A 12,895-nucleotide genomic window follows, 5' to 3' on the forward strand; every position below is an offset into this window, starting at 1 on the left:
AAATGTAGTGAAGTCAGTTCAAATTTTTAATTTGAATTGGCTTTTCTTTTTATTTAGATTAATTCTAATTATTTTTGCAATATGATATTAAAAAGATTTTTTTCTTTATCAATAATAGGGCTAAGCTTTCTATTGTTTTCTTTTACGTTACCAACAAAGCTTTTAAAGAAAGTTAATAAGGAAGTAAAAAGCGTTTTTGAGGTTACTGATTTTGAATTTAAGTTAATAAAAATTGAAGATTCTATAAATAATCTATTGCCAAAAAGAATTGGAAATGATCATCTTTTTAAAATTGAAAGTAACTCACAGTTAATTGGTTACGCTTTTGTAGATAAAGCTGCTAGTAAAACAGATGAATTTGATTATCTAATTTTATTAGACAAGAATCTAATTATAGCTAAAACCAAGGTGTTAGTATATAGAGAAGATTATGGTGGAGAAATAGGCAGTAAACGTTGGTTAAAACAATTTATAGGAAAATCTTCTTCGGATACATTACAATACGAAAAAGATATTATTCCAATTTCTGGAGCAACAATTTCTGCACTTTCTATGACCAAAGCTGTAAATTCATTTTTATTAGATTTGGATATTTTACATACAAACAAAATACTATAATGGTTTTAAAAGGACTTATTTATCAATTTCCAAAAGAAATAAAATTACTTATTGTTGCTTTCATTTGTACATTAAGTATTGGTTTTTATAGCGGAATTTCGTTTGTAAGATCTACTACAAATGCAAATCCTATAGGAATTGAGCAACGTTATTTAGGTAATGAAGAGGATGAAAATGCCACAAAAATGATGTTTAAGAAGTCTGAAGGAGAAATTATGACGACAGTTCACAGTCATATTTTATCGCTATCAGTAATCTTTTTTATGGTTGCATTACTTATAGCTACAACAGATATTCCTCAAAAATTGAAATTATTTTTAATGATAGAACCTTTCTTCTCTCTAGTTTTTACCTTTGGAGGTATTTACTTACTTTGGAAAGATTTACACTTTATGAAGTATGTAATTATGATTTCTGGTTTCTTAATGACAGCAACCTATACAGCTTCAATTTTCATCATTTTAAAACAAGCATTAAAAAAAGCTAATTAAGTTTTAATGCTAATCACGTTAAATATTCTTTTATTACAACAAATACTTAGCAAGTAATTGAGTGCTTGCATCTAATAAGGATAAACTTAGACCATAAATAATAGGCTATTAATTCTTTCTACAATTTTAATTTCTTAAGAGTTATTTTATTCGATCATACTTGGTGAAATTCCATTTTTATCTAGTAATATTACTTCCTAAAATCTGTTCTTATCTTATAAATTCTATTTCTTTAATTTGATTTTTATGATTACTTTTAAAAATTATTTAAAACCCTCATAATGCAAAAAACGGAAGAACAAGAAACCATTAATTTAGACAACCCCATCAAGAGAACTCTTGTTGGAATTCAATTTTTATTTGTTGCCTTTGGAGCAACTGTTTTAGTACCACTTTTAATAGATATTGACCCGTCTGTTGCTTTATTTACAGCAGGTGTTGGAACACTAATTTTTCATTTAATTACAAAAGGGAAAGTTCCTGTATTTTTAGGAAGTAGTTTTGCTTTTATTGCACCTATTATAGCTGCTACTAAATTATATGGTTATGCCGGAACTTTAGGTGGTTTAATTGCTGTTGGTTTGGTATATGGAATTGTATCAGCAATTATCAAGCTTTGGGGATTACGAGTTATTGAAAAAATATTTCCTTCTATAGTAGTTGGTCCTGTAATTATGATTATTGGATTATCTCTAGCTCCTGTTGGAGTTAATATGGCTAAAACAAACTGGCTTATTGCACTTTCTGTATTAATTACAGCTATTGTTATTGTTGTATACTCAAAAGGACTTGTAAAACTAATTCCAATTTTTATTGGAATTGTTGTTGGTTACATTATTTCTATAATTTCTGGGCTTGTTGATTTTTCATCCGTTAATGAAGCTGCTTGGTTTGTACTACCAAAATTTACAAGACCCGAATTTAATTGGGGAGCCATCATTTATATGATTCCCGTTGCTGTAGCTCCAATTATTGAACATATTGGTGATATGTACGCTATCGGTGGAGTAGCAAACAAAAAGTTTGTAAAAGACCCGGGATTGCATAGAACATTATTAGGTGATGGTGTTGCTACCGCTTTTGCAGGTTTTTTTGGAGGACCTCCAAACACTACTTATTCTGAAGTAACTGGAGCTGTTGCTTTAACTAAAATTGTGGATCCTCGTGTGTTGCGAATTGCTGCTGTAACGGCAATAGTATTTTCATTAGTAGGAAAGGTAAGCGCAATATTAAAAACGATTCCACAAGCTGTTTTAGGAGGAATTATGCTACTTTTATTTGGTATGATTGCGAGTATTGGAATTAAAACATTGGTAGATGCTAAAACAGATTTTGGTAAAACTAGAAATCAAGTAATTGTTTCTATTATTTTAACCATTGGTATTGGAGGAGCTGAAATTTCTTATGGTAATTTTTCTTTAGCAGGAATTGGATTAGCTTCAATTGTAGGTGTAATATTAAACTTAATTTTACCAAACAAATCAACACCAATAAAAGGAAGTCACGAAGAATAAATACAATTTAGTTCATATAAAAAAAAGCCTTTTTGAATCATTCAAAAAGGCTTTTTTTTATATAAAATGTTTAGAATTACATCATAAACTTAATTATAAATAATACTGCAATTACATACATAATAGGTTTTATTTCTTTATATCTTCCTGTAAATAATTTTAATAGTACAAAAGATAACATACCAAATACAATTCCTTCCGCAATACTATACGTTAAAGGCATCATAATAATAGTGAAAAATGCAGGAATCGCTTCAGTATAATCATCCAAATCAATTTTTGTAATAGGAGTGATCATCATTAAACCAACAATTATTAAAGCTGGAGCTGTTGCAGCAGCAGGAATAATCATAAACACAGGTGCAAAAAATAATGAAAGCGCAAACATAATTGCAACTGTTAAAGCTGTCATACCCGTTTTTCCACCTTCAGCAACACCTGCAGCACTTTCTACATACGTTGTTACGGTTGAAGTTCCTAAAATAGCACCTACAAATGTACCAATAGAATCGGCAAATAATGCTTGCTTTACTCTAGGTACTCTTCCTTGTTCATCTAACATTCCCGATTTAGAAGATACACCTACTAAGGTTCCAACTGTATCAAACATATCAACAAATAAGAATGTGAATAATACAATTAACATATCTATTGTAAATACCTGAGAAAAATCAAACTTAAAAAAGATAGGCTCTATTGATGGAGGTAAGCTAACAAATGTAAAATCTTCTGGAATTACAGTAACTCCAACAATTAGACCTATAATTGTAGAAGATAAAATTCCGATTAAAATTGCTCCTTTAACTTTTTTTACTAATAAAACGCCAATAATTAAAACACCAGCTAATCCAACCCAAACTGCAGGATTTTTCATATTACCTAAAGTTACTAATGTTGCAGAATTATCAACAACTACACCAGTTCCTTTTAAACCTATAAAAGCAATAAATAACCCAATACCAACAGATACTGCGTGTTTTAAATTCAAAGGAATAGAATTTACGATAAGTTCACGAATATTAAATGCTGTTAATAATAAGAATACAATTCCTTCTAAGAATACAGCTGTTAAAGCAAATTCCCAAGTATAACCCATTCCTAAAACGACAGTGAATGCAAAAAATGCGTTCAGCCCCATTCCCGGTGCTAATGCAAAAGGCAATTTAGCTACCAAAGCCATTACTAATGTTGCAATTATAGCAGACAATGCAGTTGCGGTAAAAACAGCATCTTTATCCATACCTGCCGCACTTAAAATACTTGGATTTACAGCTAAAATATACACCATTGTCATAAACGTAGTGATACCCGCAATAATCTCAGTTCTTAAGGTTGATTTATTTTCGGTGATTTTAAAATATTTATCTAACATCTTTTAGTTATTTAATTATAGGTTCCACTTAACGCCTAAAGTAGGTCTTCCTTTAAATGTATCACTACCTGCAAAATTATTTGACAATTCAAGTTCACCTCCTACAGAAAAAGATTTATTTAAATGATACCATAATTGAGGTTCTGATAAGAATATAGTTTTCTCACTTAATCCATTTTCAGACCATAGATCTGCAAAACCAGAAAAAGTTAATTTGTCAGCAATAATATTCCAATACCAAGTTCCTGTTGCTTGGTAATTTCCTTTACTTGTACCTTTAAAAGTTTTGTAACCAGCATACGTTGAAAATCCCCAAACGGCATTTGATTTTCCATAATTAGCTCCAAAAATCCAAGCGCTATTTATTGTGTAACCATTTAAAGATTCACCAATTTTAAAATTTCCTAATCCACCATTGTATTCAACGTGTAAACCAACTGGCATTTTTTCAGTTTTTAAAACACGCGCAATTTCAAAATATGCTTGACTAATTCCATTATCTCCATTAAAATCAAAATCAGTAAAAGTGTAAATATTTCCGTACTTATCTGGCTTAAACATTTCGAAAGTTAAAGTAACATGTTCACGATCTAAATCATAGTGACCTTGAAAATTTTGAGCACTTAAAGTGATAACCGTAAAAAAAGCAAAAAGGGGAATAAATTTTTTCATTATATTAAGTTAAAATTAAGCCCCAAACTTACCCTAAAACGCAGAAAATAGTCTTTTTTACGTATTTCAATTATGAACAATATATTTACAATAAAAATTTAATATTAATCACTTATAAATTAGGCATTGAAAAGGCTTTTTACTAACTTAAGAAGCTAAATAAAACAAAATGTTAATAAGTTTTATTTTTTTTTATCTAAATATCACTCAAAATAATCCAAAAGAACATTTTCTTATGAAGAGAATTTTAATCATTAAATAAAATAATTAAATTATTTACATTCAGTGTTTTAGATTATAAAATGTGAGGATGAAAACCTGTTTTGTAAATTTTTAAATTTCTTTCTAATTAATTTATAATATTATTATATAAAATATAAATATATTACTTATTGATTTTTCTTATTGTGGTATAAGTAAGTTTAAATAGATATTATTGAAGTACAATTTTGTTCGTTTTTATTTTAGATTGATTTATAATTCTTAATTTTAATCAATCTAAAATAAACCTGATGAAGTTTAGTTCGAATAAAAGTATGGTATTCTGATTTTTAATGAAATGCAGCTATTTTTGAACGTAAACAAATTGTTATTAAAATATAACAGGGGATATATATAGCTAATAGTTCATATATTATTTGTAAATTTGCACGCAATTATACCTTAATTGCAACATGACAGCACACGACAACAAAATTTTAGGAGAAGGATTAACATATGACGACGTATTATTAGTCCCAGCCTTTTCCGAAGTACTTCCAAGAGAAGTAAGCATTCAAACAAAATTTACTAAAAACATAACGATTAACGTACCAATTGCATCAGCTGCAATGGATACTGTTACAGAATCTGCTTTAGCAATTGCTATTGCTAGAGAAGGAGGTATTGGTGTTTTACATAAAAACATGACTATTGAGCAACAAGCAAAAGAAGTTAGAAAAGTAAAACGTGCTGAAAGCGGAATGATTTTAGACCCAGTTACTTTGCCTTTAACTGCTGTTGTTTTTGATGCGAAAGCAAATATGAAAGAACATGGTATTGGAGGAATTCCTATTGTTGATGACAATGGAATTTTAAAAGGAATTGTTACCAATAGAGATTTACGTTTTGAGCATGATAATGATAAACCAATTGTAGATGTAATGACTAGCGAAAACCTAGTTACTGCAGCAGTTGGAACTTCTTTAAATGATGCAGAAAAAATTCTTCAAAATTATAAAATTGAGAAACTTTTAATTGTTGATGAAAATTATAAATTAAAAGGGTTAATTACTTTTAGAGATATTACTAAAGTAACTCAAAAACCAATTGCAAATAAAGATTCTTTTGGAAGATTAAGAGTTGCAGCTGCTTTAGGTGTTACTGCAGATGCAGTAGAGAGAGCAGAAGCGTTAGTGAAATCTGGTGTAGATGCAGTTATTATTGATACCGCTCATGGACATACAAAAGGTGTAGTAACTGTTTTAAAAGCCGTTAAAGCTAAGTTTCCAGAATTAGATGTTGTTGTAGGTAATATTGCAACAGGTGAAGCTGCTAAATATTTAGTTGAAGCTGGTGCAGATGCTGTAAAAGTTGGTATTGGTCCAGGTTCTATTTGTACAACAAGAATTGTTGCAGGAGTTGGTTTTCCTCAGTTTTCTGCAGTTTTAGAAGTTGCTGCAGCGATAAAAGGAAGTGGAGTTCCTGTGATTGCAGATGGAGGAATTCGTTATACAGGAGATATTCCTAAAGCAATTGCTGCTGGTGCAGATTGTGTAATGCTAGGTTCTTTATTAGCAGGAACAAAAGAATCTCCAGGAGAAACTATTATTTACGAAGGAAGAAAATTTAAGTCTTATAGAGGTATGGGATCTGTAGAAGCTATGAAACAAGGTTCTAAAGACAGATACTTTCAAGATGTAGAAGATGATCTTAAAAAATTAGTTCCAGAAGGAATTGTAGGTCGTGTTCCTTATAAAGGTGAATTATCTGAAAGTATTCACCAATTTATTGGAGGTTTACGTGCAGGAATGGGATATTGTGGAGCAAAAGATGTTGAAACATTAAAAGAAACAGGTAGGTTTATAAGAATCACTGCAAGTGGTATTAATGAAAGTCATCCTCATGATGTTGTAATTACTAAAGAATCACCTAATTACAGTAGAAGATAATTTATTTAAACATCCCTAAGAAATGAACGATCAAAACTTTATACAATTTAAGAAAAAAAGAGATTTAGGAACAATGCTTTCTGACGCTTTTAAGTTTCTTAGTGTTGAATGGAAACCATTCTTTTACACTATTTTTAAAACAGCAATTATTCCTGTTTTAATTGCTATTTGTATAATGATTTATTATTTAATTTCATCTACTCAGGTATTTGGAGGAATAGCAGAAACAGCTAATGTTGATAATGTGTTTGATTTTAATTTTTCAGAGTTAATTCTTCCAGTTTTCGGATTTATCTTCTCTTATTTAATTGCCTATGCATTAATCTCGGTTTCTGCGTTATCATATATCAAATCATATATTTCAAATAATGGTGTTGTAAATTTTGAAGAAGTAAGTGCTTTAACCAAAGATAAATTTGGAGCTTATGTAGGATTATTTATTCTAAACGGTATTATTGTATTTTTTGGGTTATTATTTTGTTTTTTACCAGGAATATATCTAGGTATTGTTTTATCATTATCGATGTGTTTACTTATTTTTCAGAATAAAGGCGTTATGGATTCTATAGGTGATTCTTTTAATTTTATAAAAGGTCATTGGTTAGAAACTTTTGGAATCTTATTAGTTGTTCAAATAATTATTGGAATTATCGGTTTTTTTGTGGATTTTCCTGTGAGTTTATATTCAGGAGGTTCTCTAGGTAGTGACTTATTAGGTGAAGATCCTAATGAACTTTTTAATATTTATAAAGACCCAATTTATCTGATTTTATTAATTATATCCAACTTGATTAAGTTCGTTTTGTATATAGTAACATTAGTAGTTACAGTGTTTATTTATTACGATATAAAGGAACAGAAGAATCCATCAACAGATGTAATTAACGAAATAGGAGTAAGTTAAAATTAATATAGAATTACATATAAGAAATAAAACAGTTTTCTTCTAAATAGTAATAAAAAAATAAGCTCTTTTTATAAAAAAAGAGCTTATTAATATTTAACTGATAGAATTTATTTATCTATAACGTCTTTTTAAGTTCCAAACGATAGAACTTGTTTGACTAAAATTTTTTGCTGGTGTTCCAACTTTACTTTCTGCGTTTGTTTTTTTGTTACTTGTAATCATAATGGTTTTTATTTTGCGAGTGCAAAAATAGTTAGTTTATAACCATTTGAAAACAACAATTTTAATGAGTTTGTATAGTATATTACCTTTCACAATATTTATTAAATAATTAAAAACAATGGTTCGTTAACAACCTATAAACTAATGTTTTAATTTATAGATTCATCAGTTCTTTATAAAGTTTATGAACAGGTAAACCAACAACATTAAAGTAACTTCCTTCTAAATTATCAATCGCTATAAAACCAATCCATTCTTGAATTCCATAAGCGCCAGCTTTATCAAATGGTTTATAATTTTTGATGTAATAATTAATTTCATCATCAGAGAGCTCCTTAAAAGAAACAGTAGTTACATCGTTAATTATCTTTTGGAAACTCTTATTCTTAATACTTATAGATGTAATTACTTTGTGTTTTCTACCAGATAAAGATCTCAACATATTAAATGCATCTTCAGCATCTTTTGGTTTTCCTAAAGCAATATCATCTAGCCAAACAATAGTATCTGATGTGATTAACAAATCTTTTTCTGATAAGTCTGTAAATGCTTGCGATTTTAAATCAGCTAAGAAGTCTGTAATTTCAATTCCTTTTAATTCTGGTGGATAAATTTCTTCAACTTCTTTTAATTGAATCGTAAAATCGATATCTAAATCTTTAAAAAATTGTTGTCTTCTTGGAGATTTTGAAGCTAAAATTACGTTGTATTCTTTTAATTTTTCTCTTAACATTTGTGTTTATTGTCTGGTTGAACGCAGTCGAAACCTATAAATTTAATATTTTAAAAGACCTCTCGACTGCACTCGAGGAGACATTTTAGATTAAAAATAGTAACATTGATAATATTCCGAATAACATAATGATTTTCATTTTGCTACTTAGTTTTGAATACTCTTTTTTAGATTTTGAAAACCATAATTTATACATAAAATAGAGTAGTGGTAATAATAAAAAGAGAATTACATAACTTAAAAATATATAATAATTACTTTGCAGTTGTATAATTTGAAATTCAATTAGAATTAGTAAAAACAAAATACAGCTAAAGAAAAAAGCGACTTTAGAAGCTCTTTTTCTACCAAATAAAATGGGCAATGTTTTGGCTTTAAGTTTCAAATCTCCATTTACATCTTCAATGTCTTTTATAATTTCTCTTATTAGCGTTGTTAGAAATGAAAATATAAAATAAAATTTTAAAAATGTTTTTCCAAATTGTAAGTTATGTATGGTTTCTATACTAATATTTTCTACAAACGTTTCTTTATCAACATAAAAATCAAACACATAAACCATATAAATAGCTAAAAAACAAAAAAATGAAACTAAAATATTTCCAATTAAAATTTGTTTTTTTAAGTGCTTTGAATAAAAGTAAAGTCCAATAATTGTAATAAAAAAGTATAATGAATGAAAAGGTAAAAGCTTAGAAATAGATAAAAAAACACCCAAAATCAATCCCAAAAAAGTTAAAAGAAAATAACTTTTCCAAGCGCTTTTTTTAGAAATAGTTTTATCAATAAATATCTTGTTGGGTTTATTTAGTTTATCAGCTTCTACATCATAAATATCATTTATAATATAACCTCCAGCTGTAATTAAAAGTACACTTAAAGTTAAAATTGAGAATTCAAAGTCAGATAAATAACTGCTTTTAAGAAATGAATGTATCAAAGCATACTTCGTTAAAACCATTGTTAGTAAAACCATCAAAAGGTTTTTGTAACGAATTAGTTTTAAAAAATCCATTATGCGTTAAAATTCTTTTTAATTCTTGATAAATCACGTTTATTATCTCTATCTTTTATCACTTCACGTTTGTCATGCGTTTGTTTTCCTTTGGCTAAAGCAATTTCTAATTTAGCAAAACCTCTATCATTAATAAACAAACGTAAAGGAACAATTGTATTTCCTTTAGCTTCAACATCTTTTCTTAAACTACGTAATTCGCGTTTATTCATTAACAATCTACGCTCACTTTTTGGTTTGTGATTATATTGATGACCAAACAAATATTCTTGAATGTACATATTTACAATAAACAATTCTCCACCTTCATTAAATTCACAAAAACTCTCTGTAATTCTAGCTTGACTTAAACGAATAGACTTTATTTCTGTTCCAGTTAATTGAATTCCAGCAACGTATTTGTCTAGAATTTCGAATTCGAAACGTGCTTTTTTATTCTGTATGTTTATTTTTTTCTGTACAGCCATTGACTGATTTTTAATTTATAAATTTTAACAAAGATACATTTTTACTTTGTTCAAAGAAATGTAATTTTGAAATCTATTCTCGACCAAACTAAACAAAAACCAATGAAATATATTTCTATATTTTTTATAGCTTTCTTAATTTCGTGTAAACCTTCTGAACCTAAGATTACTGCGCAACAAATTGTTGATAAAACAATTATGTATTCTGGCGCTGATAAAGTTGAAAATTCAGAGATTTCTTTTAAATTTAGAGATAAAGCCTATTTTGCTTACAGAGATAATGGAAATTTTAAGTTGATTAGAGAATTTGATTCAATTATAGATGGCTTAACAAATGATGGTTTTGAAAGGTTTATCAATTTAGAAAAACAAACATTATCTGAAGCTGATGCAGCAAAATATTCGAATTCAGTAAATTCTGTACATTATTTTTCTGTGTTACCATTTGGATTAAATGACAAAGCTGTTCGCAAAAAACTATTGCCATCATCAACCATAAAAGGAAAAGAATATTATAAAATTGAAATCACTTTTTCTGAAAATGGAGGAGGAGAAGACTTCGAAGATGTTTTTATTTATTGGATTGGTAAAGAAGATTTTCTAGTTGATTATTTAGCCTATTCTTATCACACAAATGGTGGAGGAAAGCGTTTTAGAGTTTTAAAAGAACAATGTGTAAAAAACGGAATTCGTTTTGTAGATTTCCATAATTACAAGCCTTTAAACAAAGATATTTCTTTAGTAGATATTGATAAATCTTTCGAAAATAATGAGCTTAAAAAAGTATCTGAAATCGTCTTAAAAGATATTGAGGTAAAGATTACTGAAGTAAAATAAGCATCATAGTTATTTTTTTTGAAGCTATTTCCTGCTTTTCGCACTCGCTTTTTTTATTCAGAAAAAGAATAAAAAAGAGCTCAAACAAATGCTACAATCAGGGCTAGAATTATTTGTTAGCTTTATATCACTTAACAATTAATTTCATTTTTATTTACTCTATAATACTCGTTTTTTTATCACCATTAATAGTTACAATGTATAAACTAGCATTGTTGTGATCATCCATATTTTCATACTTCTTTTCTCCTAAAATTTTATTAACAAAAGCAGGTGTTGTATTACTATGTCCAATAACCAAAACAGTCTTTCCTTTAGTTTCTGATTGAAATATAGAATCATATAAATTACTAGGATTATAACTTAAAATTTCTAACTTTTTACTTTCTGCAGTTGGTTTTGCTGTTTGTTTTGTTCTATTATACTTCGTAGAATACACAGCATCTAAATCAATGTTTTTAAAATATACTGCCCATTTTCTTGCTCTTTCTTGTCCTTTCTCATTTAAGTTTGGGTTTCTATTTGTTTTGTCAGTTCTGTCTTTTTCTGAGTGACGAATTAAATAATACGTAGTAGTTTCATCTGAAGTACAAGAACTTAAAAAACTGAAAGCGAAAACAAAAAGGAATATAAATTTCTTCATTAAATTTGAATTTAAACACGAATATACTCCAAAAAAGAAAGAGTGATTAAAAATGTCATTGCGAGGAAGAATGACGAAGCAATCTGTTAATTAAATAAGAGATTGCTTCGTTCCTCGCAATGATCTGTGTTAAAAAACTATTATTTATTGTTAAAATTTCTTTTATTTCAGAAAATATAAGTTTTGATGATTTTCATTGTAAATTTGTTTGTTAGTCGCAATAGAAAAAATTTGCTTTATTAATTTATTAGCTATTGCAATTTTAATTACTCTCTCGGGTTTTCCTTTTTCTTTAAGTCGTTCATACATTTCGATACAATTTTTATTTACTCTTTTTGCAGACCAACTACATAAATACAAAAGTTTTCTAATTTGAGGTTTGCCCATTTTACAAATATGTCCTTTACCTTTTACACTTGTTCCTGATTGATATAGCCTTGGACTAAATCCTACAAAAGCAGTCAGTTGTTTATAGTTATCAAATTTTGTGAAATTATCTGTAATAACACTCATCATAATAGCCGTTTTTAGCCCGATTCCTGGTATCGTTTTTATTCTTTCAACCGTGTCTTTATAAGCTAATCTTCCTATTTGCTCTATCTTTTTTTCAAACTTATCAATACGTCTTATTAATAATATTAGTACTTGTTTTAATTCTTTTCTAAGATCCGAACTCAACAAACCTGTTGCTTCAAAGGATTCTAATTGTCTTTTTGTTTGATGTTTTTGTTTTTTTAGTAATTCTAAAGCTGTGTAAAGTTGTTTAATTTCTATACTAGGTTTACTCTCTGGACACCATCTTTTTAACTCATATTGAGCACCATATTCGGCAATTGTCTTTGCGTCTTTTTTATCTGTTTTTGCTCTATATAATCTTGTTTGACTATATCTTCTAATTATCAAAGGATTTAATACACATACATTAAAACTAGATGCATGTAAAAAAGTTGCTAACTGAACATAATAAGGACCACTAGCCTCCATTACAATCCAGTCTGATGCACTAATCAATTTAATAAATTGCTCAAAACCTGTATTTTGATTCTTAAAAATTTTGTGAATCCATTTATCTTTTTCTAAATAAGAAACATCAAAGGTTTGCTTACTAATATCAATTCCTATAATTTTACTCATATCAAATGTTTTTATAGAAAAATTACTACATTTACTTATCAATCCTAAATACAGACTTGATGGTCTAATGATCTGTTCAAGTTTATGTAGTAAGGGGTAAAGTGATTAGCATTGCGAACG

At 28.2% G+C, this 12,895-nt stretch carries 13 protein-coding genes; 6 read left to right on the forward strand and 7 right to left on the reverse strand.

The window, feature by feature from the left end:
* Window positions 1–81 precede the first annotated feature (81 nt).
* The 3 genes from BTO07_RS02210 (at window position 82) to BTO07_RS02220 (ending at window position 2,623) form a co-directional block, all read left to right on the forward strand.
* Entirely contained in the window at window positions 82–618 is a 537-nt protein-coding gene (locus tag BTO07_RS02210) for an FMN-binding protein (RefSeq protein WP_087519675.1), read from the forward strand.
* Complete coding sequence (locus BTO07_RS02215) at window positions 618–1,109, forward strand: hypothetical protein (RefSeq protein ID WP_087519676.1); 492 nt, start codon at window positions 618–620, stop codon at window positions 1,107–1,109. The genes BTO07_RS02210 and BTO07_RS02215 overlap by 1 nt, the downstream gene beginning before the upstream one ends.
* 281 nt (window positions 1,110–1,390) lie before the next feature.
* On the forward strand, window positions 1,391–2,623 hold the full coding sequence (locus BTO07_RS02220; RefSeq protein ID WP_087519677.1) for a uracil-xanthine permease family protein: 1,233 nt from the start codon (window positions 1,391–1,393) through the stop codon (window positions 2,621–2,623).
* A gap of 76 nt (window positions 2,624–2,699) precedes the next feature.
* Here BTO07_RS02220 and BTO07_RS02225 read toward each other — a convergent pair whose 3' ends face one another.
* Together BTO07_RS02225 and BTO07_RS02230 are read right to left on the reverse strand one after the other, a co-directional pair.
* Window positions 2,700–3,995 (reverse strand): NCS2 family permease, encoded by a 1,296-nt coding sequence (locus BTO07_RS02225; RefSeq protein WP_087519678.1) that lies wholly within the window; start codon window positions 3,993–3,995, stop codon window positions 2,700–2,702.
* A 15-nt stretch (window positions 3,996–4,010) separates the two neighbouring features.
* Entirely contained in the window at window positions 4,011–4,667 is a 657-nt protein-coding gene (locus tag BTO07_RS02230) for a DUF5020 family protein (RefSeq protein WP_087519679.1), read from the reverse strand.
* A gap of 674 nt (window positions 4,668–5,341) precedes the next feature.
* Between BTO07_RS02230 and guaB the strand changes: the two genes are divergently transcribed.
* Together guaB and BTO07_RS02240 are read left to right on the forward strand one after the other, a co-directional pair.
* A complete protein-coding gene (gene guaB, locus BTO07_RS02235) occupies window positions 5,342–6,817 on the forward strand; it encodes an IMP dehydrogenase (RefSeq protein ID WP_087519680.1) in 1,476 nt (491 codons plus the stop codon).
* 22 nt (window positions 6,818–6,839) lie between these two features.
* Window positions 6,840–7,721, forward strand: coding sequence for a hypothetical protein (locus BTO07_RS02240; protein ID WP_087519681.1), 882 nt, complete (start codon window positions 6,840–6,842; stop codon window positions 7,719–7,721).
* Between the two features lie 379 nt (window positions 7,722–8,100).
* Here the strand turns inward: BTO07_RS02240 and BTO07_RS02245 are convergent, their stop codons facing one another.
* From BTO07_RS02245 to smpB, 3 genes are all read right to left on the reverse strand, one after another.
* Window positions 8,101–8,679: a Maf-like protein gene (locus BTO07_RS02245; RefSeq protein ID WP_087519682.1), complete on the reverse strand. Its 579-nt coding sequence runs from the start codon at window positions 8,677–8,679 to the stop codon at window positions 8,101–8,103.
* 85 nt (window positions 8,680–8,764) lie between these two features.
* On the reverse strand, window positions 8,765–9,655 hold the full coding sequence (locus BTO07_RS02250) for a geranylgeranylglycerol-phosphate geranylgeranyltransferase (protein ID WP_157663264.1): 891 nt from the start codon (window positions 9,653–9,655) through the stop codon (window positions 8,765–8,767).
* 38 nt (window positions 9,656–9,693) lie between these two features.
* On the reverse strand, window positions 9,694–10,161 hold the full coding sequence (gene smpB, locus BTO07_RS02255; RefSeq protein WP_087519684.1) for an SsrA-binding protein SmpB: 468 nt from the start codon (window positions 10,159–10,161) through the stop codon (window positions 9,694–9,696).
* 102 nt (window positions 10,162–10,263) lie between these two features.
* Between smpB and BTO07_RS02260 the strand changes: the two genes are divergently transcribed.
* Complete coding sequence (locus BTO07_RS02260; RefSeq protein ID WP_087519685.1) at window positions 10,264–10,998, forward strand: DUF6503 family protein; 735 nt, start codon at window positions 10,264–10,266, stop codon at window positions 10,996–10,998.
* Between the two features lie 154 nt (window positions 10,999–11,152).
* Here BTO07_RS02260 and BTO07_RS02265 read toward each other — a convergent pair whose 3' ends face one another.
* Both BTO07_RS02265 and BTO07_RS02270 read right to left on the reverse strand, forming a co-directional pair.
* Window positions 11,153–11,641 (reverse strand): SixA phosphatase family protein, encoded by a 489-nt coding sequence (locus BTO07_RS02265; protein WP_087519686.1) that lies wholly within the window; start codon window positions 11,639–11,641, stop codon window positions 11,153–11,155.
* 162 nt (window positions 11,642–11,803) lie between these two features.
* Window positions 11,804–12,775, reverse strand: a complete 972-nt coding sequence (locus BTO07_RS02270) for an IS110 family transposase (RefSeq protein ID WP_087519519.1) — start codon at window positions 12,773–12,775, stop codon at window positions 11,804–11,806.
* Window positions 12,776–12,895: the final 120 nt, after the last annotated feature.

This window comes from Polaribacter sp. SA4-12 (assembly GCF_002163675.1).
Taxonomy (GTDB): Bacteria; Bacteroidota; Bacteroidia; order Flavobacteriales; family Flavobacteriaceae; genus Polaribacter.

What these genes read in the sequence shown, in the direction of transcription:
- BTO07_RS02215 (WP_087519676.1), top strand. Translation starts at nt 618, where the DNA reads ATGGTTTTAAAAGGACTTATTTATCAATTTCCAAAAGAAATAAAATTA.
- BTO07_RS02245 (WP_087519682.1), bottom strand. Translation starts at nt 8,679, where the DNA reads ATGTTAAGAGAAAAATTAAAAGAATACAACGTAATTTTAGCTTCAAAA.
- BTO07_RS02265 (WP_087519686.1), bottom strand. Translation starts at nt 11,641, where the DNA reads ATGAAGAAATTTATATTCCTTTTTGTTTTCGCTTTCAGTTTTTTAAGT.
- BTO07_RS02225 (WP_087519678.1), bottom strand. Translation starts at nt 3,995, where the DNA reads ATGTTAGATAAATATTTTAAAATCACCGAAAATAAATCAACCTTAAGA.
- guaB (WP_087519680.1), top strand. Translation starts at nt 5,342, where the DNA reads ATGACAGCACACGACAACAAAATTTTAGGAGAAGGATTAACATATGAC.
- BTO07_RS02270 (WP_087519519.1), bottom strand. Translation starts at nt 12,775, where the DNA reads ATGAGTAAAATTATAGGAATTGATATTAGTAAGCAAACCTTTGATGTT.
- BTO07_RS02230 (WP_087519679.1), bottom strand. Translation starts at nt 4,667, where the DNA reads ATGAAAAAATTTATTCCCCTTTTTGCTTTTTTTACGGTTATCACTTTA.
- BTO07_RS02220 (WP_087519677.1), top strand. Translation starts at nt 1,391, where the DNA reads ATGCAAAAAACGGAAGAACAAGAAACCATTAATTTAGACAACCCCATC.
- BTO07_RS02240 (WP_087519681.1), top strand. Translation starts at nt 6,840, where the DNA reads ATGAACGATCAAAACTTTATACAATTTAAGAAAAAAAGAGATTTAGGA.
- smpB (WP_087519684.1), bottom strand. Translation starts at nt 10,161, where the DNA reads ATGGCTGTACAGAAAAAAATAAACATACAGAATAAAAAAGCACGTTTC.
- BTO07_RS02260 (WP_087519685.1), top strand. Translation starts at nt 10,264, where the DNA reads ATGAAATATATTTCTATATTTTTTATAGCTTTCTTAATTTCGTGTAAA.
- BTO07_RS02210 (WP_087519675.1), top strand. Translation starts at nt 82, where the DNA reads ATGATATTAAAAAGATTTTTTTCTTTATCAATAATAGGGCTAAGCTTT.
- BTO07_RS02250 (WP_157663264.1), bottom strand. Translation starts at nt 9,655, where the DNA reads ATGGTTTTACTAACAATGGTTTTAACGAAGTATGCTTTGATACATTCA.